Raw genomic sequence first — 18,266 nt, 5'->3', positions numbered from 1 at the left:
ACCCCTGCCGCGGCTCATCTGCAGTGCCGCGCCAGACCAATTCGTCCTGACAGCCGTCGGCGTTGCCGTCCGAGTGACGTGCTGTCGCAGGACTGGATGCCGCGTTGATCGCAACGCGACAACCGCCCATCATCCATGCGGATCGCGGCGCCGCCGCGCGGGAGGATCAGCATGGCAGGACATCCGATCATCCATCAGGCGCCTTCGCCCGACCGGCCACCCAATGTCGAGGACTACCAGGCGCTGTGCGACCGGTTTCGCTGGGCGGATGCCGCGGCCGAGCTCGACGGGCTTCCCGGCGGCAAACTCAACATCGCCCATGAAGCCGTGGACCGGCATGTGCAGCATGGCGCCGGCGACAAGACGGCCATTCGCTGGATCGCCAAAGACGGGACGGTGCGGCCGATCCGCTATGCGGAACTCAAGGAGCTGAGCGACCGCTTCGCCGCCCTGCTCCATCGGCTCGGGATCGAGAAAGGCGACCGCGTCTTTTCGCTGCTGGGCCGCGTGCCCGAACTCTATGCGGCGGTGCTGGGAACGCTGAAGGCCGGCGCCGTCTATTCGCCGCTCTTCCCCGCATTCGGTCCGGAGCCCGTCAAGGCGCGCATGCAGATCGGCGCCTGCCGCCTGCTCGTCACCACCGAGACCTTCTACAAGCGCAAGATCGCGCCCATTCGCCAGGAGCTTCCGGCGCTGCGGCATGTGCTTATCGTCGGGCCCGTTTCCGAAGCGCTGCCGGAGGGCGTCCATTCCTTCGACACGCTGATGGCGCAGGCGGACGGCGGAAGTGAAATCACAGCGACCGTGCCGGAGGACCCGGCACTGCTGCATTTCACCAGCGGCACGACCGGCAAGCCGAAAGGCGCCATCCATGTGCACCAGGCCGTGCTCGCGCATCACATTTCCGGCAAGCTGGCGCTCGACCTGCATCCGGACGACATCGTCTGGTGCACCGCCGATCCCGGCTGGGTGACCGGGACGTCCTACGGGATCATCGCGCCGCTCACCAACCAGACGACGATGATCGTCGACGAGGCCGAGTTCGATGCCGCGCGCTGGTATCAGATCCTGCAGGATCAGAAGGTTTCGGTCTGGTACAGCGCGCCGACGGCCATTCGCATGCTGATGCGGGCCGGCGCCGAACTGGCGGCAAAATACGATCTCTCGGCGCTGCGCTTTCTGGCCAGCGTCGGCGAGCCACTCAATGCCGAGGCCGTGCTGTGGAGCCAGGCGGTTTTCGGCCGCGCCTTTCACGACAATTGGTGGCAGACCGAGACCGGCGCGATCATGCTGGCCAATTATGCCAGCGGCGACATCAAGCCCGGATCGATGGGCCGCCCCCTGCCCGGCATCACGGCCGGGATCGTGGAACGTCTGCCGGATGGCGGCGTGCGGGAAATCACCGACCCCGACACACCCGGCGAACTGGCGCTGCGCAGCGGCTGGCCGTCGATGTTCCGCGGCTATCTCGGCGAGGAAGAACGCTACCGCAAGTGTTTCGCCGATGGCTGGTATCTGACAGAGGATCTCGCCAGCCGCGACGCCGACGGCTATTTCTGGTTCGTCGGCCGCGCCGACGACATGATCAAATCATCCGGGCATTTCATCGGTCCGTTCGAGGTCGAGAGCGCGCTGGTGGAACATCCTGCCGTCGCCGAAGCGGCCGCGATCGGCGTGCCCGACGAACGGGCCGGCGAAATCGTCAAAGCCTTCGTGACGCTTCATCGCGGCCATGAGGCCAGCGCCGAACTCGAAAAGGAGATCATGGCGCATGCGCGCAAGCGGCTCGGGCCGGCCGTCGCACCGCGCATCATCGCCATCGCCGACAGCCTGCCCAAGACGCGCAGCGGCAAGATCATGCGCCGGCTGCTGAAGGCGCGCGAGCTCGGGCTTCCCGAAGGCGATACCTCGACACTGGAGGCATTCGCATGAGTGCCGGCAAAGCCGAGGCGCCACATCCCCGCCTGACACGCGCACATTGCCTGCACCTGCTGAAGCAGATGATCCGCATTCGCCGGTTCGAGGAGAAGTGTGCCGAACTCTATACGCAGGAAAAGATACGCGGCTTCCTGCATCTCTATATCGGCGAGGAAGCGATTGCGGCCGGCGTGATGGACGCGCTGGAAGACGACGACGCCGTTCTGGCCACCTATCGCGAGCATGGACATGCGCTGGCGCGCGGCCTGCCGATGAACCAGGTGATGGCGGAAATGTATGGCAAGCGCGACGGCTGTTCCGGCGGCCGTGGCGGGTCGATGCATATCTTCGATGCCGAGAAGCGGTTTATCGGCGGCAATGCCATTGTCGGCGGCGGCCTGCCGATGGCGGTGGGGCTTGCGCTTGCCGACCGGATGCAGGGCCGGGCGCGTGTGACAGCCTGCTTCTTCGGCGAAGGCGCCGCCGCCGAAGGCGAGTTTCACGAAAGCATGAATCTCGCCGCGCTTTGGAAACTGCCGGTGCTGTTCGTCTGCGAGAACAATTTCTATGCGATGGGCACAAGGCTCGATCTCTCGGAATCGGAAACCGACATTCACGCCAAGGCGGCCAGCTATCGCATGCCGTCGGAGACAGTCGACGGCATGAACATCGTCGAGGTGGAAGCCGCTGCGCGGCGCGCCGTGGCCGCCGTGCGGGCCGGCGACGGGCCCTATTTCCTCGAATGCCGGACCTATCGCTTCCGCGCCCATTCGATGTTCGATCCGCAGCTCTACCGCTCCAAGGACGAAGTCCGGGAATGGGAGAAGAAAGGCCCGATCGTGCGCTTCCAGGGCTGGGTGCTCGATGCCGGCATCCTGCATCAGGACGATGTCGATGCGATCGAAGCCGAAGTGGCGCAGGAAATCGAGGCGGCGGTCGCCTTTGCCGAAGCCAGCGAATGGGAGGCGGTCGAGACATTGCTCGAGCATGTGGGGGCCGCGCCGTGAGCGAGGAGATCACCTATCGCGAGGCCGCGGGGGCCGCCATTCACGACGCCATGGCGGCGGATTCGCGCGTCTTCATCATGGGCGAGGATGTCGGCCATTATGGCGGCACCTATGCGGTGACCAAGGGGTTGCTGGAGACATTCGGTCCCGAGCGGGTGCGCGACACGCCGCTTTCGGAATCGGGCTTCACCGGTGCCGGCATCGGCGCGGCGATGGGCGGGATGCGGCCGATCGTCGAGATCATGACCGTCAATTTCAGCCTGCTGGCGCTCGACCAGATCGTCAACAACGCGGCCACGCTGCGGCACATGTCGGGCGGGCAGTTCAACGTGCCCGTGGTGATCCGGATGGCGACCGGCGCCGGGCGGCAGCTGGCGGCGCAGCATTCGCACAGTCTCGAAAACTGGTATGCGCATGTGCCGGGGCTGCGCGTGCTGGCGCCGGCGACCGTGCAGGATGTCTATTCGATGCTGGCGCCTGCGCTTGAGGACCCAGACCCGGTGATCCTTTTCGAGCATGTGATGCTCTACAACCGGAAAGGCCCGCTGGACCGCAATGCCGCCGTCGATCTGCGTTCGGCCGCAATCCGCCGCGAAGGCCGCGACATCACGCTGATCAGCCATGGCGGCAGCCTGTGGAAGACGCTGGATGCGGCGGCGCTGCTGGCCGAAGACGGCATCGAGGCCGAAGTCGTCGACCTCCGGGTGCTGCGGCCGCTCGACAGCGCGACCTTCCTTTCGTCGGTGCGCAAGACGCGGCGCGCCGTGATCGTCGATGAGGGCTGGCGGACCGGCAGTCTTGCCGCCGAAATCTCGGCGCAGATCATGGAAGAGGCCTTCTGGGAGCTGGATGCGCCGGTGGGCCGGGTCTGCGCGGCCGAGGTGCCGATCCCCTACCCGCGGCATCTCGAAGAGGCCGCGTTGCCGCAGGTGCCCGCCATCGTTGCCGCCGCCCGCGCCGCGCTGGGTAAAAAGGGAGGGCCCGCGTGAGCATTTTCAAGATGCCCTCGCTCGGCGCCGACATGGATGACGGCGTGCTGGTCGAATGGGACGTCAAGCCCGGCGACCATGTCAGCCGCGGCGACATCGTCGCCGTGGTCGAGACCCAGAAAGGCGCCATCGAGATCGAGATCTTCGAGAGCGGGACGATCGCCCGGCTGCTGGCCGCGCCGGGCGACACGGTTGCCGTCGGCGCGCCGCTGGCCGAACTCGACGGTGCGGCAGGGGTTGCCGGGAAAGCCGAAGCGGCCGAAGCTGCCGCCGAAGCGGCACCCGAAACGCCCGTCGAAACGCCGTCCGAAGAGCCGTCTGTACCGGCGGCCGAAACACCCGCCGCGCCGGAAGCACCGCGCAAGACCCCGGCGCCGGCCGCAAAGGCTGCGCCGGCCGCAGAAGCGGCAGTCGCCAGCCGGGTCCGGGCTTCGCCGGCGGCACGGCAGCTTGCGGCCGAACGCGGCATCGATCTCGCCGGCATCCGGGGCACGGGCCCCGACGGCGCGGTGGTGCGCGACGACGTGACCGGCGCGCGCCCGGCCGCCCCGGCAAAGACCGCCGACACGGCGGGACCGGCGCGGCGCGGCTTCGATGTCGAGGAGATGCGCAAGGCGATCGCGGCCGCCATGTCGCGGTCGAAGCGCGAAATTCCGCATTACTATCTCAGCCACACGATCGACATGCGCGTGGCCAGCGGCTGGCTCGACGCAATCAACGCACAACGTCCGCCCGAAGAGCGGGTGCTGATCGGCATGCTGCTGCTCAAGGCCACAGCGCTGGCGCTGACGCGGTTTCCCGAATTCAACGGGCGCTACGAGAACGAGGCCTTCGCGCCGGCCGCTGCCGTCCATGTCGGCATGGCGGTGGCGATGCGCGGCGGCGGCCTCGTCGCGCCGGCGCTGCATGATGTCGACCGGCTGTCGCTGGAAGAACTGATGGCCAGGGCGCGCGACCTGGTGGCGCGCGTGCGCAGCGGCAGGCTGCGCAGTTCGGAATTCACCGATGCCGGCATCACGGTCACCAGCCTCGGCGAGCGCGGCGTCGACACGGTCTATGGCGTCATCTACCCGCCGCAGGTCGCGATCGTCGGCTTCGGCACCGTGGCGCTGCGTCCGCTTGCGACCGAAAACGGCGTCGATGCGGTGCCGGCCGTCTGCGCCACGCTGGCCGCCGATCACCGCGTCAGCGACGGCCGGCGCGGCGCATTGTTTCTGCGCGAAATCGAAAAACTGCTGCAGGTTCCGGAGGCATTGTGACAGACCAGGAATTACGCCAGATCTTCATCGAGGAACTGATGTCCATCGCGCCCGATATCGATCTTGCGGGCGTGCCGGACACGGCCGATCTGCGCGATGCCGTGGATCTCGATTCCATGGACATCATGAATCTGCTGATCGCGCTGCATCAGCGGCTGGGCGTGGAAATTCCCGAGGCCGATGCGATCCAGCTCACCACGCTGGGCGGCGCGGTGGCCTATCTCGCCGAAAGAACTGCCGCAACATGAGCAATCCAGCGCCGCATCGCACGATGCGGCCTCATCCTCGAACCCGGGAGAAGCAGATGGGACGCGTCGAAAAGAAGGTTTGCATGGTCACGGGCGCCGCCATGGGGCTCGGCGAAGCGACAGCACGGCTGCTCGCCCGCGAGGGCGCCCGGGTCGTGCTGACCGATCTGAAAGATGCCGAAGGCGAAGCGGTGGCGGCCAGCATCCGCAAGGCGGGCGGCGATGCGCTCTATCTGCATCACGACGTCGCCGACGAAGGCGCCTGGGAAGAGGTGATGAAACAGACCGTCGCCGCGCATGGCCGGCTCGATGCGCTGGTCAACAATGCCGGCGTCGTTCGCGCCTGCCCGCCGCATGAACAGACGCTGGAAAGCTGGCGCTGGCTGATGTCGATCAATCTCGACGGCGTGTTCCTGGGCACCAAACACGCGATGCGGACGATGATGGCGGCCAATCCGGGCACGGGTTCGATCGTCAACCTGTCGTCGATCGCCGGGCTTGTCGGCATTGCCGATATCAGCGCCTATTGCGCCTCCAAGGGCGCGGTCTCGACCTACAGCAAGGCCGTCGCACTTTATTGCGGACGGGAGAAACTGGGAATCCGCGTCAATTCGGTGCACCCGGCCTATATCTGGACGCCGATGGTCGAGAACCATCTGAAGTCGCTCGGCGATCTGGCGGAAGGACGCAAGGCGGCCGATGCGGCGCATCCGATCGGTCATATGGGTGCGCCCGACGACGTCGCCTATGCGGTTCTCTATCTCGTTTCCGACGAGGCCAAGTTCGTCACCGGCGCCGAAACGGTCGTCGATGGCGGCTATACCGCGCAGTAGCGGCGTGCGGCGGTCCTGTCGCGCGACCGGGTTGGACAAGAGGAAACGCTGCCCCTACCCTGCGGGCATCGATATTGCCAATCTGCGAGTTGTTCCATGAGTCTCAAGGCCGCCATTCTTCCCGTGACGCCGTTCCAGCAGAACTGCACGCTGGTGTGGAACGACGAAAACATGCGCGGCGCCGTCAGCGATCCCGGCGGCGATCTCGACCGGATCAAGGCGGCAGCCGCCGAGACCGGCGTTACCATCGAGAAGATCCTGCTGACGCATGGCCATCTCGACCACGCGGCGGCGGCCGGCGATCTGGCGCGCGAACTCGGCGTGCCGATCGAGGGGCCGCACAAGGACGATCTCTTCCTGATCGAGGCGCTGCCGCGCCAGGCGGCGCAATACGGGTTTCCGCCCGTCGGTGCCTTCCTGCCGGACCGCTGGCTCGAAAACGGCGATACGGTGGAGGTCGCCGGCCTGACCTTCGATGTGCGCCATTGCCCGGGTCACACGCCCGGGCATGTGATCTTCTTCCACGCGCCGTCGCGGCTGGCGCTGGTCGGCGACGTGCTGTTCCAGGGCTCGATCGGGCGCACGGATCTGCCGCGCGGCGATCATGGCGCGCTGATCGAATCGATCCGGGCCCGGCTGTGGCCGCTGGGCGACGATGTGACCTTCGTGCCGGGGCATGGGCCGCTTTCGACCTTCGGTGCCGAGCGGCGGAGCAACCCCTTTGTCGGCGACGAAAATTTCGCCTGAGGCCCGGCCCGCCCCTCCGGAAACGATAGACAAATGAACGGCAATCGGGTTCCTTTGCCGGACTGACAATTCGTCAACAAGAACGTCCAAAGGACGCGGAACGGTTTGGCCGGCGGCCAAGGGAAGCGCATGCAGCAACAGAAAAAGGTGACGCGGTGGCAGATCGGCGCCTTCGCCCTGCCCTCGATCCCCATGGCGGCGCTGGGGCTGCCGATCGTGGTCTATCTGCCGCCCTTCTATGGCCACGAAATGGGCATCGGCCTCACCGTGGCGGGCACGGTGTTCATGCTGGCGCGCTTCTGGGACGTGTTCACCGACCCGGTGCTGGGCATGGTGTCGGACCGGTTTCCGAGCCGCTGGGGACGGCGGCGACACTGGATCGTGCTGTCGACGCCGATCCTGCTGCTGGCGGGCTACATGCTGTTCATGCCCTCGCCGCCTGTCACCTGGGTCTATCTCGCGGCCTGGATGTTCGTGCTCTATATCGGCTGGACGCTGCTGACGATTTCGCACATGTCGTGGGGCGCCGAGCTTTCGGCCGAGTATGACGAACGCTCGACCATCCAGGGCGTGCGCGAGTTCCTGCTGATCCTCGGCATGTTCGCGGTGCTGGCGCTGCCGGCGGTGATCGAGGGGATGTCGGAAGACGGCGCCGGCGGGCGCGAAAAGGTCGCCGCGATGGGCTGGTTCATTCTCATCCTGCTGCCGATCACGGTCGGCATCGCGGTCTGGCAGGCACCGGAGTTCAAGAGCGCACCACAGGCGCAGATCCCCTGGCAGAAGGCCTGGGGCATCATCGCGCGCAACCGGCTGCTGCAGCGGGTGCTGGTGGCCGATCTGCTGGTCAATATCGCGCCGGCGATCACCGGGTCGCTCTATATCTTCTTCGCGGCCTATGTGATGGAGCTGCCGCGGCATGCGAGCCTGCTGCTGCTGATCTATTTCATCTTCGGCTTTGTCGGGATTCCGTTCTGGATCCGCCTCAGCCACATGGCCGGCAAGCACAAGACGCTGGCAATCGCCATGGTCTATGGCGCGGTGGCGCTGCCGCTGGTGATCTTCTTCCCGCGCGGCGAATTCTGGTGGCTGTTCATCGGTAACTCGCTTTACGGCATCGCCTATGGCGCGGGCTCCTTCCTGCTGCGTTCGATCATGGCCGATGTCATCGACACCGACTATCTCGAAACCGGCCAGCGGCGGACGGGGCTTTATTATTCGCTACTGACCATGACGGCCAAGATCGGCGCGGCGCTGGCGGTCGGCATCACCTATCCGCTGCTCGATCTGATCGGCTTCGTGCCGGGCGGCGGCAATTCGCCCGAGACACTCGACAATTTCATGCTGATGTATGTGACGCTGCCTGCGATCACCATGCTGGCGGCCGCGGCGGTGATGTGGGGCTTTCCGCTCGACCGCAAGGCGCAGAACGCGCTGCGCGACCGCATTCGCGAAATCGAGGGCGAGCACAAGCCGCATGATGCGGCGGATGCGGCGGCCGCCGTGGTGCAGGTCGGCTCGGCCGGCGGCATCGTCGACCGCAGCGGCGACTAGGAGACGGTATCTTGAGCGCGCGCCCCATCGACAGGCTTCTCGGGATCATGGCGCGGCTGCGCGACCCCAATGGCGGCTGCCCCTGGGACCTCGAACAGGATTTCGCCTCGATCGCCCGCTACACGATCGAGGAGGCCTATGAAGTCGCCGAGGCGATCGAGCGCGCCGACATGGGCGAGCTGAAGGACGAACTCGGCGACCTGCTGCTGCAAGTGGTTTTCCATGCGCAGATGGCCGCCGAACAGGGATCGTTCGGCTTCGACGATGTGGCGCAGGCCATTTCCGACAAGATGGTCAGGCGGCATCCGCATGTCTTCGGCGACGAAACGCAGCGGGCGGCCGGCGCCGTCAAGGAGCGCTGGGAAGAGATCAAGGCCGAGGAACGCGCCGCCAAGGGCGGCGGGGCGACGAGCATTCTCGACGACGTGCCGCTCGCCCTGCCCGCGCTGTCGCGCGCGGTCAAGTTGCAGAACCGCGCTGCACGGGTCGGCTTCGACTGGCCCGAGACGCGCATGGTGATCGAGAAGCTCAACGAGGAGATGCTGGAGCTTTCGGAAGAAATCGCCAAGGGCGGCGATGCCGACCGGCTGGAAGACGAGATGGGCGACCTGTTGTTCGTCTATGCCAATCTGGCGCGGCATCTGAAGATCGATCCGGAAGCCGCTCTGCGGCGCGCCAACGCCAAGTTCCGACGGCGGTTCGGGCGGATAGAGGAAAAGCTCGCGGCCGCAGGCAGGCGCCCCGAGGACTCGACGCTTGAGGAAATGGACGCCTTGTGGGATGAGGCCAAGGGCGAGGAACGGCGTTAGAGCGAGATGTCGCTCCAGCCTTCTTGCTCTTGCGGAATTCCGGACCGAAAACCGGATTCCACTTTTCCTGGAACAGCCTTAGAGATGCGCGCGCAGCGCGCGGATGCGGGCTGCCGTCTGTTCCCAGCTGTCCTCGTCGCGCGCTACGAGATGTGGGCCTTTCAAGGTGCGGGGCGCATAGTCGAGACCGGTTTCGATGTCGCGCACTACACCACCCGCTTCGCGCAGGATCAGCGTGCCCGGTGCGTGATCCCAGGGCAGCATGCGGTAATAGGTGACGAAATCGTGGCGGCCGCGCGCGACCGATGTGTAGTCGAAGGCCGAGCAGAGATTGGATTCCTTGCGACCGATGCCGCCGGCATGCCGCTCGATCGGTCCCTTCCAGTCGTCCGGCATGAAGCGGACATAGAAACTTGCCGATTGATCGGCGGCGGCAGGCGCCGCGCGCCCCGAAGCCATGCGTGCCGTCGAGCCCCCGGCCATCCAGAAGGCGCCGGCGCCGCGCTCGGCCACAGCGACTTCATCCGTGACCGGAAGATATATCCAGGCGTGGGTCGTTTCGCCCCTCTCCGTCAGCGCGATCATGACGCCGAAGGTCTCGCGGCCGGCAACGAAATTTCCTGTGCCGTCGACCGGGTCGACCGTCCAGAGTGCCCGGTCATCGGCCAGCCGATCAAGCAGCGCCGGATCGGCGGCAGCGGCCTCCTCGCCCAGCACATGCGAGCCGGACACCAGCGCCTCAAGGCGCGGCGTCAGCCAGCGTTCCGACGCGCGGTCGGCGACCGTCACCAGATCGCCCTTCGATTTTTCCTCAATGTCGCTTTCGGCCAGCGCCCGGAAACGCGGCATGATTTCGCGTGCCGCGACTTCCCGCATCAAGGCGGTCACCTGATCCGCGAGGGTTGACATTCGCTGCTCTACTCTGCCGCTTCGATTGTGTCGATCGCGGCTTCGCCGAGGCGGCGCGCCAGATCCGGAAAGCGCTTTTCGAAGCGTCCGGTCATGATCGGCGTCATGCCGATTTCGAGACGGACGACGCCGTCGTCGCGATCCTCGCGCTGGCGGACATGGGCGTGGGCATGGAGCCAGGCGATTGCCTCGCCTTCACCCGCCGGCATGTCGAAAGCGACCATCCGCTCGTCGTCGACGATCAGACTGTCGATCAGCTGCAGCAGTTGGGGCACACCCTGCCCCGTCAGCGCCGACACAGCGACCGCGAGCGGCGCGCGGGCAGCCGCGTTGAGCGCGGCGGCGCCGGCTTCGTCGAGCAGATCGATCTTGTTCAACACATCGACGACATGCTGACCGCTGGCGGCGGAGGATTCCTTCGTCACGCCGAGCGAGGCCAGCACCTGTTCGACGTCCTTCTTCTGCAGTTCGGTTTCCTCATGCGCCGCGTCGCGAACATGAAGGATCACTTCGGCTTCCAGCACCTCTTCGAGCGTGGCACGGAAGGCGGCGACCAGATGCGTCGGCAGATCGGAAATGAAGCCGACCGTGTCGGACAGGATGATCTTGCGGCCGCTCGGCAGCAGCAATGCGCGCATGGTGGGATCGAGGGTCGCGAAGAGCAGGTTTTCGGCGAAGACGCCGGCTTCGGTCAGCCGGTTGAAGAGCGTCGACTTGCCGGCATTGGTGTAGCCGACCAGCGCGACGACCGGGTAAGGCGCCTCGCGGCGGGTCTTGCGGTGCAGTTCGCGGGTGCGTTTGACCGTTTCGAGCTGGCGCTCGAGCTTGGCGATACGTTCCTGGATCAGGCGGCGGTCGGCCTCGATCTGGGTTTCGCCGGGGCCGCCGAGAAAGCCGAAGCCGCCGCGCTGGCGCTCGAGGTGGGTCCAGCTGCGGACGAGTCGGGTTTTCTGGTAGTTGAGGTGGGCGAGCTCGACCTGCAGGGTGCCCTCGCGCGTGCCGGCGCGCTCGCCGAAGATCTCGAGGATCAGGCCGGTGCGGTCGAGCACCTTCAGGTTCCAGGCCTTTTCGAGATTGCGCTGCTGACCGGGACCGAGCGGTCCGTCGACGATGACGAGTTCGACCCGCAGTTCGGCGAACTGGCCTTTCAGTTCCTCGACCTTGCCCTCGCCGAACAGGGTGGCTGGCCGCGGATTGGCCAGCGGGACGACCGCGCTGCCGACGACATCGAGCGCAATGGCGGCGGCAAGCCCGACCGCCTCATCGAGACGCGATTCCGGCGAGCGAGCGCCCTTGCCCTCGCCTTTGGGGCGGGATTTCAGCCAGGGGACCAGAACAAAGGCCCGCGTCGGTTGCTTCGGCTTCAGGCCGGAACCGCGTTCGGCGCGTTTGCGCCCGCCATGGCCGATCTCAGTTTCGTCGTTCAATCGCGGTCTCTTCAGGCCTCCTCGCCGTTCGTTTCGGGTTCGAATAGCTGAACGGGCTGGGCCGGCATGATGGTGGATATGGCGTGCTTATACACGAGCTGCGAATGGCCGTCCCGGCGGAGCAACACACAAAAGTTGTCGAACCAGGTGACAACGCCCTGAAGCTTGACGCCGTTGACCAGGAAGATGGTCAGCGTCGTCTTGTGCTTGCGCACATGGTTCAGGAAGGTGTCCTGGAGGTTATGGGTCTTCTCGTTCATGGGTAAACCCCATTTGTCGGTCGATGGGGCCGGGCCTTCGCCGCGCGGACCGGCTTTTTGTTGGCACCCCGGCCGAGGCATGGCGAGGGGCTGCGGCTCTCAGTTCTACAGTCGGGCGTTTCAATTCATGCTGCAAGTGCGAAATTGGCTTTCGCACCCGCAATCGGAACGATTCCGCCCAGGCACCCATCCATTCGGGCGGTTTCCGGACTCAGGTCAGGCGCCCGACGCGCCGATAGGCTTCGCGCAAGCGAAGCGTCAGCGATCCGGGCTCCCCATTTCCTACGGGCTGGCCGTCGATCCGGACCACCGGAATGATAATCGCTGAGGAGGCGCTGATGAAGGCTTCGCGAGCCGATCGGGCCTCGTCGGGCGTGAACGGCCGCTCGACGACCTCGATCCCCTCGGCCCTGGCGGCTTCAAGCAGGACCTGGCGCGTGACGCCGTTCAGGATGTCGTGGCCAGCCAGCCGGGTGATCAAGCGGCCGTCGCGGTCGACGATCCAGGCATTGGTCGAGGCGCCCTCGGTCACGAAGCCCTCGGGATCGACCAGCCAGGCCTCATAGGCGCCGGCCTCGCGGGCGGCCTGTTTGGCCAGAATGTTGGGCAGCAGCGCCACCGACTTGATGTCGCGACGGGCCCAGCGGATGTCCGGCATGGTCATCACCGCGACGCCCTTTTCGACGGCCGCGGCAATCCGCGCCGCATTGAGGCGCTTTGCCGTCACAACAAGGGCCGGCAGCACGGGGATCGCCGGAAACGGGTGATCGCGCGGGGCGACGCCGCGCGTCACCTGAATGTAGACAAGGCCGTTCGAAATGCGGTTTCGTCGTACGACCTCGCGCAGGACATGGCGCAGCGCCGTCTCCGGCATCGGCATGGCGATGCGCAGTTCGCTCAGCGAGCGCGCAAGACGCTGAAGATGCAGCGCCTCGTCCATGAAACGCCCATCGCGCAGACCGCAGACTTCGTAGATGCCGTCGGCGAACTGGTAGCCGCGGTCCTCGATGTGAACCGCCGCCTCGGCATGGCGCAGGTAGCGGCCGTTGACATAAGCGATACGGGACAAGTCCTTGACCTTCAGAAGAACTCGAGGCTGACGCGGAACATCTGTTCGACCTTCTTCACCTGATCGGACCGCGCAAAGATTACGACACGGTCGCCCGCCTCGATTTCCGTGCTGCCACGCGGGATGATCACCTCGCCGTCGCGAATGACCGCGCCGACCAGAATGCCGTCCGGCAGATTGACTTCGCGCAGCGGCTGGCCGACCAGCGGCGAGGTTTCCAGCGCTTCGGCCTCGATGATCTCGGCGGCACCGTCATGCACCGACTGAAGTCCACGGATGCGACCGCGGCGCACATGCTGCAATACTGTCGAGACGGTGGTGCCGCGCGGATCGATGAACGCGTCGATGCCGAGCGAACGCATCAGCGGGGCATAGGTGTTGTTGTTAATCAGCGCCATGGTGCGCGAGCAGCCTTCACGCTTGGCCACAACGCAGGAGAGGATGTTCGCCTGATCGCTGTTGGTCAGCGTCACCATGATTTCGGTTTCCCCGATACCGGCCTCCTGCAACAACTCGGGATCGAGCCCGTCGCCGTGCAGCACAATGGTGCGCTTCAGCCTGTCGGCAACATGGATCGCACGCTCGCGATCGCTCTCGATGACCTTGACGCGGACGCCTGGATGATTTTCCTCGAGCTCGCGGGCGACATAGAGACCGATATTGCCGGCGCCGACAATGATGACCCGGCGCGCAGTCCTTTCCTCATGGCCAAAAATGCCGAGCGTCCGGCGCACGTCGCGTACGTCGGCGGCAAAATAGGCCTCGTCGCCGACCAGCATCTGGTCGTCGCTCTGCGGAACAAAAAGCTCGCCGCCGCGCACGATGCCGACGACGCGGGAGCGGAGATCCGGAAAGAGATCGGTCAACTGGCGCAGCGGCGTGTTGACGATCGGGCAGTCTTCCTCCAGCGACACACCGACGACACTGACCTTGCCGTCGGCGAAATTCAGAATGTCGAGTGCACCCGGAATGGCGAGACGGCGCAACACGGCCCGGCCGACTTCAAGCTCCGGCGAGATCACGACGTCGATCGGCAGATGATCCTGCGAGAAAAGATCCTGAAAGCCGGGCTGCAGATAGGACTGCGCGCGGATACGTGCGATCTTGGTCGGCAAATGGAACAGCGAATGCGCCACCTGGCAGGCGATCATGTTGACTTCGTCGTGAAAGGTCACGGCAATCAGCATGTCGGCCGACGCCGCACCGGCGCGCTCCAGCACATCGGGATGGGCGCCATGCCCCACGATCGCGCGCACATCGAGTGCGTCGGATATCTGATGCACAAGCTGGGGCGACTGATCAATGACCGTCACGTCGTTCTGTTCGGCCGCGAGCTGACGCGCGATGCCAAAGCCGACCTGACCGGCGCCGCAAATGATGACTTTCATGGTCTCGCCTCGGTTCGCGAAAGGGTCATGCCGGCATGTCGAGCCGATTGGCGGTCGCGACGCCGAGCGATTTCAGTTTGCGATGGAGCGCCGAGCGCTCCATGCCGATGAAAGCAGCCGTCCGCGAGATATTGCCGCCGAAGCGGCTGATCTGTGCCATCAGATATTCACGCTCGAAGGTTTCACGCGCTTCACGCAAGGGAAGCGCCATGATGTGGTCTCCGCCGGCGCCGTTGACCGTCATCTGAGCCGAGGCCCCAACTTCCGCAGGCAGCATGTCGGCCGTCACCACCGCATTGGGATCGCCCGATGTCAGGATCAGCAGACGCTCGATATTGTTGCGGAGCTGGCGGACATTGCCTGGCCAGTCATGGGCCTGCAGCGCAGCCAGCGCATCTTCCGAAATACGGCGCGGCGGCAGACCGGTCGCGTTCGATATCTGGCCCATGAAATATTCGACCAGCAGCGGAATATCCTCGCGCCGGGCCGAGAGCGGCGGCACGGCAATCGGCACGACATTCAGGCGATGAAACAGGTCTTCACGCAGCCGGCCTCTGGCGATCTCGTCGAGCAGGTCGCGGCTCGACGAGGAAACAACGCGCACATCGACCTTGACCTTCGGACCGCCGCCGACGCGCTCGAAAGTCTGGTCGACCAGGACACGCAGAATCTTGCTCTGCGTTTCGATCGGCATCTCAGCAACTTCATCGAGAAACAGCGTGCCGCCATGCGCCTGTTCAAACACACCGACCTTACGCGGCCCGGCGGCGCTCTCCTCCGTGCCGAACAGTTCCACTTCCATCCGTTCGGGCGCCATGTTGGCCGCGTTGATCGCCACGAATGCGTTGACGGCACGTCGCGAGCGCGCATGGAGAAGCCTTGCGACAACCTCCTTGCCGCAACCGGACGGACCCGTGATCAGCACACGGCTGCCGGTCGGTGCCACCTTGTCGATGGTCTGGCGCACCTGTGCCATGGCGGGCGAAAAGCCGATCAGGGTCGTGTCATCGCCGGCGCGGGCGCGCAACTCGCTGTTCTCGCGGCGCAGACGGAATGCCTCCAGGGCGCGGCGCACGATCAGGATCAGGCGGTCGGCCTTGAATGGCTTTTCGATGAAATCGTAGGCACCCTTCTTGATGGCCGACACCGCGGTTTCGATATTGCCGTGACCGCTGATGATTACAACCGGCACTTCGGGATGACGCTCCCGAATGATATCGAGAAGTTCGAGACCATCGAGCTTGCTACCCTGCAGCCAGATATCGAGGATGACCAGCCCCGGACGACGCGCCTCCAACGCCGCCAGCGCGCGATCGCTGTCGGCGGCGCTGCGGGTGTCGTAGCCTTCATCGTTCAGGATGCCCGCAACCAGTTCGCGGATGTCCCCCTCGTCGTCGACGATAAGAATATCAGACGCCATTCACAGCCTCTTTCACTTCATTCGTGCCCGCGGCGCTATCTGCTGCGTCGCCAGACGACGTCTCATCCTGTCCCACCACGCGGCGGCGCGGGAATACCAGTTTCACGCGCGCGCCCGAGTCCCAACCGTCGCTCCGCGGCGCATCTTCCAGAATCAATTCGCCGCCATGCTCTTCCATCACCTTGTTGACGATCGCAAGACCGAGGCCCGTGCCCTTGGAGCGTGTCGTCATATAGGGCTCGGTCAGACGCGTCCGGTCTGTCTCGGGAAGCCCGCAACCTGAATCGGTTACAACGATCTCGACATCGTCATCTTCCATTGTCAGCGCAATCTCGATGCGACCAATCTTGCTGTCGCCCGACGGCACCGCTGCACGTCCATCCTCGTCATCGTCGTCGTTTCCGCGGATCGCCTCGGCCGCATTCTTCAGGATGTTCGTCAATGCCTGGCTGACCAGACGCCCGTCGCATTCCAGGATGACGGGATCGTCCGGCATCTCCATCCGGTATTCGATGTCTGGATGACCGACGCGCTGCAGGAACACCGATTGACGAAGAATTTCGTTGATTTCAAGCGGCTTCATGGCGGCCACGGGCATGCGTGCGAAGGACGAGAATTCATCGACCATTCGGCCGATATCCGCCACCTGACGAATGATCGTTGCCGTGCACTGCTCGAATATCTCGGGGTCGGACTTGATCTCCTTGCCATATTTGCGGCGCAGACGCTCGGCCGACAGTTGAATCGGCGTCAGCGGATTCTTGATCTCATGGGCAATACGACGCGCCACATCGGCCCAGGCGGACGTACGCTGCGCCCGTACAAGCTCGGTGATATCGTCGAAGGTCAGAACGAAACCGCCCTGTCCCGAGTCGGTGACTTCGCGCGTGATGCGCAAATTCAGTGTGCGATCCTGGCCTTCGCTCGCGATCATGATCTGCGCCTGCGCCCGGCGCTCCGGATGGGCGCGTGCATCGATGACGACCGTGGCCATTTCCGGTGCCGCGGCGGTGATGTCGCGACCGATCATGCCGGCCTCCGGCTTTCCGAAGAAACGCTGGGCCGCCCTGTTTGCGTGGGTAATACGCCCTTCATTGTCGAGTCCCAACACGCCGGCACTGACGCCCGACAGGACCGCTTCCGTGAACTGGCGGCGCTCGTCGAGCTGATGGTTCGCCGCGATCAGGTCATTGCGCTGGCTTTCGAGCTGGCTCGTCATCCGGTTAAAGGCGCTGGTCAGCATGTCGAGCTCGTCGCCGGTCTGACCAACATTCACCCGGGCGCGCAGATCGCCGGCACTGACGCGTTCGGCTGCGCGAACAAGCTCCGATATCGGATCGACGATGCGGTTCGCGGCCCAGAGCCCCAACCATATGGCCGCGAGCAGCATGATCAGCGAGAATATCACGTAGATCAAAGCAAAGGTGACCTGGAACTGGATACGGCGGCTTTCGAGGCTTTCATATTCATCGACCGCCGCGCGCGTCTCGGCCAGGTGATCGAGTACGCGCGCATCAACCAGACGTGCGACATAGAGATAGGTATCGTCGAGCGTCGGGATCGTCACCAAGGCTCTTACCTGGCTATGGTCTTCGACGGTAAAGAGTGCCGCATCGCCCTTTCGGGCCACATCGAAAAGTTCATCCGCCGGCATGCCCAGTTCGACGCTGCCGCGCGCCTTGGTCAGAATCCGGCCATCGGAATTGATCAGATAGGCACCATTCAGGGCGCGCAAATGCATCTGGTCCGAAACCAGCTGGAAGAACAGGCCCGGATTGCTGGAAAGAAGCCCTGAGTTGCGGTTGATGTCGTTGGCCATGGCAAGCGAGTCGCCGCGTAGCACATGGTGATGCTCGCTCAAATAAGCCTCGGCGACCGTCTCGGCATTGGAAATGATCAACTGCACGCGCTCGCTGAACCAGGTGTCGAGGCCGCGGTTCAGAGTCATGGCCGCGAAGGCGGCCACGATGATGGCTGGCATCACCGCCACAATGGCGAACATGGTGACGAGGCGGGCATGAAGCTTGGCGCCCGTCGTGCCACTGACGCGCGCCATGATCAGCCGGATGACGCGCCACGAGATCAGCCCGAACAGGACCAGGACGATGGTCAGATTCGCCAGCAGGAGCGAGATCAGAATGACGCGTGTGGGGGCGAACGGCGTCAGGCCGGTCAGCAGCATGTAAGTGAAGGAGCCGAGCAAGACAGCCGCCACGACCAAGCCGACCGATACGCCGGCCGAGAACCCGCGACGGCCGACCAGCCGCCAAAGCCGATCCTCCCAGCTCGCTGATCTATCGATCCGATCCGTGGCCGTCATCCTGTTTCCCGAGCGGCGGCAACCGGTGTCGATACTGTCGACGTTTGCGTCCGGTCATGTGCCTAATCCGCCACGCTCCCTTGCGGCAGGGCGACATTCTGTATCGGCAAGAG

16 protein-coding genes are annotated in these 18,266 nt (G+C 64.9%); 9 read left to right on the top strand and 7 right to left on the bottom strand.

Going from position 1 to position 18,266, the window contains the following annotated elements; genetic code table 11:
* The first annotated feature begins 171 nt into the window (after nucleotides 1-171).
* The 9 genes from acsA to mazG all read left to right on the top strand — a co-directional run bounded on the left by acsA (nucleotide 172) and on the right by mazG (nucleotide 9,360).
* The gene (gene acsA, locus AAC071_RS00830) at nucleotides 172-1,932 is read left to right on the top strand and encodes an acetate--CoA ligase (RefSeq protein WP_339828835.1); all 1,761 of its coding nucleotides are present in this window, start codon (nucleotides 172-174) and stop codon (nucleotides 1,930-1,932) included.
* Nucleotides 1,929-2,924 carry a pyruvate dehydrogenase (acetyl-transferring) E1 component subunit alpha gene (pdhA, locus tag AAC071_RS00825; protein WP_339828832.1) on the top strand — a complete coding sequence of 332 codons (996 nt, stop codon included), beginning with the start codon at nucleotides 1,929-1,931 and terminating at the stop codon, nucleotides 2,922-2,924. Before acsA ends, pdhA begins: the two co-directional genes overlap by 4 nt.
* Nucleotides 2,876-3,913: an alpha-ketoacid dehydrogenase subunit beta gene (locus AAC071_RS00820; RefSeq protein WP_339828829.1), complete on the top strand. Its 1,038-nt coding sequence runs from the start codon at nucleotides 2,876-2,878 to the stop codon at nucleotides 3,911-3,913. Before pdhA ends, AAC071_RS00820 begins: the two co-directional genes overlap by 49 nt.
* The gene (locus AAC071_RS00815; RefSeq protein ID WP_339828827.1) at nucleotides 3,910-5,172 is read left to right on the top strand and encodes a dihydrolipoamide acetyltransferase family protein; all 1,263 of its coding nucleotides are present in this window, start codon (nucleotides 3,910-3,912) and stop codon (nucleotides 5,170-5,172) included. Before AAC071_RS00820 ends, AAC071_RS00815 begins: the two co-directional genes overlap by 4 nt.
* Nucleotides 5,169-5,420 (top strand): acyl carrier protein, encoded by a 252-nt coding sequence (locus AAC071_RS00810; RefSeq protein WP_339828824.1) that lies wholly within the window; start codon nucleotides 5,169-5,171, stop codon nucleotides 5,418-5,420. Before AAC071_RS00815 ends, AAC071_RS00810 begins: the two co-directional genes overlap by 4 nt.
* Nucleotides 5,421-5,476: 56 nt before the next feature.
* Complete coding sequence (locus tag AAC071_RS00805; protein WP_339828821.1) at nucleotides 5,477-6,253, top strand: glucose 1-dehydrogenase; 777 nt, start codon at nucleotides 5,477-5,479, stop codon at nucleotides 6,251-6,253.
* A 96-nt stretch (nucleotides 6,254-6,349) separates the two neighbouring features.
* Nucleotides 6,350-7,000 carry an MBL fold metallo-hydrolase gene (locus tag AAC071_RS00800; protein WP_339828818.1) on the top strand — a complete coding sequence of 217 codons (651 nt, stop codon included), beginning with the start codon at nucleotides 6,350-6,352 and terminating at the stop codon, nucleotides 6,998-7,000.
* A gap of 129 nt (nucleotides 7,001-7,129) precedes the next feature.
* Nucleotides 7,130-8,551: an MFS transporter gene (locus tag AAC071_RS00795; RefSeq protein WP_339828816.1), complete on the top strand. Its 1,422-nt coding sequence runs from the start codon at nucleotides 7,130-7,132 to the stop codon at nucleotides 8,549-8,551.
* Between the two features lie 8 nt (nucleotides 8,552-8,559).
* A complete protein-coding gene (gene mazG / locus AAC071_RS00790) occupies nucleotides 8,560-9,360 on the top strand; it encodes a nucleoside triphosphate pyrophosphohydrolase (RefSeq protein ID WP_339829249.1) in 801 nt (266 codons plus the stop codon).
* A gap of 78 nt (nucleotides 9,361-9,438) precedes the next feature.
* On the opposite strand, the gene AAC071_RS00785 is transcribed toward mazG, so the two are convergent.
* From AAC071_RS00785 to AAC071_RS00755, 7 genes are all read right to left on the bottom strand, one after another.
* Complete coding sequence (locus AAC071_RS00785) at nucleotides 9,439-10,269, bottom strand: inositol monophosphatase family protein (protein WP_339828814.1); 831 nt, start codon at nucleotides 10,267-10,269, stop codon at nucleotides 9,439-9,441.
* Nucleotides 10,270-10,277: 8 nt separating this feature from the next.
* Nucleotides 10,278-11,603 (bottom strand): GTPase HflX, encoded by a 1,326-nt coding sequence (gene hflX / locus AAC071_RS00780; protein WP_339829247.1) that lies wholly within the window; start codon nucleotides 11,601-11,603, stop codon nucleotides 10,278-10,280.
* Between the two features lie 104 nt (nucleotides 11,604-11,707).
* Nucleotides 11,708-11,956: an RNA chaperone Hfq gene (gene hfq / locus AAC071_RS00775; protein ID WP_339828811.1), complete on the bottom strand. Its 249-nt coding sequence runs from the start codon at nucleotides 11,954-11,956 to the stop codon at nucleotides 11,708-11,710.
* Between the two features lie 211 nt (nucleotides 11,957-12,167).
* Complete coding sequence (locus AAC071_RS00770; protein ID WP_339828809.1) at nucleotides 12,168-13,025, bottom strand: D-amino-acid transaminase; 858 nt, start codon at nucleotides 13,023-13,025, stop codon at nucleotides 12,168-12,170.
* A gap of 11 nt (nucleotides 13,026-13,036) precedes the next feature.
* Complete coding sequence (gene trkA / locus AAC071_RS00765) at nucleotides 13,037-14,413, bottom strand: Trk system potassium transporter TrkA (protein WP_339828807.1); 1,377 nt, start codon at nucleotides 14,411-14,413, stop codon at nucleotides 13,037-13,039.
* A 25-nt stretch (nucleotides 14,414-14,438) separates the two neighbouring features.
* Nucleotides 14,439-15,833: a sigma-54 dependent transcriptional regulator gene (locus AAC071_RS00760; RefSeq protein ID WP_339828805.1), complete on the bottom strand. Its 1,395-nt coding sequence runs from the start codon at nucleotides 15,831-15,833 to the stop codon at nucleotides 14,439-14,441.
* Nucleotides 15,823-18,153 carry a PAS domain-containing sensor histidine kinase gene (locus AAC071_RS00755; RefSeq protein ID WP_339828803.1) on the bottom strand — a complete coding sequence of 777 codons (2,331 nt, stop codon included), beginning with the start codon at nucleotides 18,151-18,153 and terminating at the stop codon, nucleotides 15,823-15,825. The genes AAC071_RS00760 and AAC071_RS00755 overlap by 11 nt, the downstream gene beginning before the upstream one ends.
* Between the last annotated feature and the right edge of the window lie 113 nt (nucleotides 18,154-18,266).

Origin of the sequence: uncultured Parvibaculum sp. (assembly GCF_963975745.1) — a bacterium.
Lineage (GTDB): Bacteria > Pseudomonadota > Alphaproteobacteria > Parvibaculales > Parvibaculaceae > Parvibaculum.
This window is presented reverse-complemented; position numbering and strand designations above follow the sequence as displayed.

What these genes read in the sequence shown, in the direction of transcription:
- trkA (WP_339828807.1), bottom strand. Translation starts at nt 14,413, where the DNA reads ATGAAAGTCATCATTTGCGGCGCCGGTCAGGTCGGCTTTGGCATCGCG.
- AAC071_RS00805 (WP_339828821.1), top strand. Translation starts at nt 5,477, where the DNA reads ATGGGACGCGTCGAAAAGAAGGTTTGCATGGTCACGGGCGCCGCCATG.
- AAC071_RS00755 (WP_339828803.1), bottom strand. Translation starts at nt 18,153, where the DNA reads ATGACGGCCACGGATCGGATCGATAGATCAGCGAGCTGGGAGGATCGG.
- pdhA (WP_339828832.1), top strand. Translation starts at nt 1,929, where the DNA reads ATGAGTGCCGGCAAAGCCGAGGCGCCACATCCCCGCCTGACACGCGCA.
- acsA (WP_339828835.1), top strand. Translation starts at nt 172, where the DNA reads ATGGCAGGACATCCGATCATCCATCAGGCGCCTTCGCCCGACCGGCCA.
- AAC071_RS00760 (WP_339828805.1), bottom strand. Translation starts at nt 15,833, where the DNA reads ATGGCGTCTGATATTCTTATCGTCGACGACGAGGGGGACATCCGCGAA.
- AAC071_RS00820 (WP_339828829.1), top strand. Translation starts at nt 2,876, where the DNA reads ATGGGAGGCGGTCGAGACATTGCTCGAGCATGTGGGGGCCGCGCCGTG.
- hfq (WP_339828811.1), bottom strand. Translation starts at nt 11,956, where the DNA reads ATGAACGAGAAGACCCATAACCTCCAGGACACCTTCCTGAACCATGTG.
- AAC071_RS00795 (WP_339828816.1), top strand. Translation starts at nt 7,130, where the DNA reads ATGCAGCAACAGAAAAAGGTGACGCGGTGGCAGATCGGCGCCTTCGCC.
- AAC071_RS00785 (WP_339828814.1), bottom strand. Translation starts at nt 10,269, where the DNA reads ATGTCAACCCTCGCGGATCAGGTGACCGCCTTGATGCGGGAAGTCGCG.
- AAC071_RS00800 (WP_339828818.1), top strand. Translation starts at nt 6,350, where the DNA reads ATGAGTCTCAAGGCCGCCATTCTTCCCGTGACGCCGTTCCAGCAGAAC.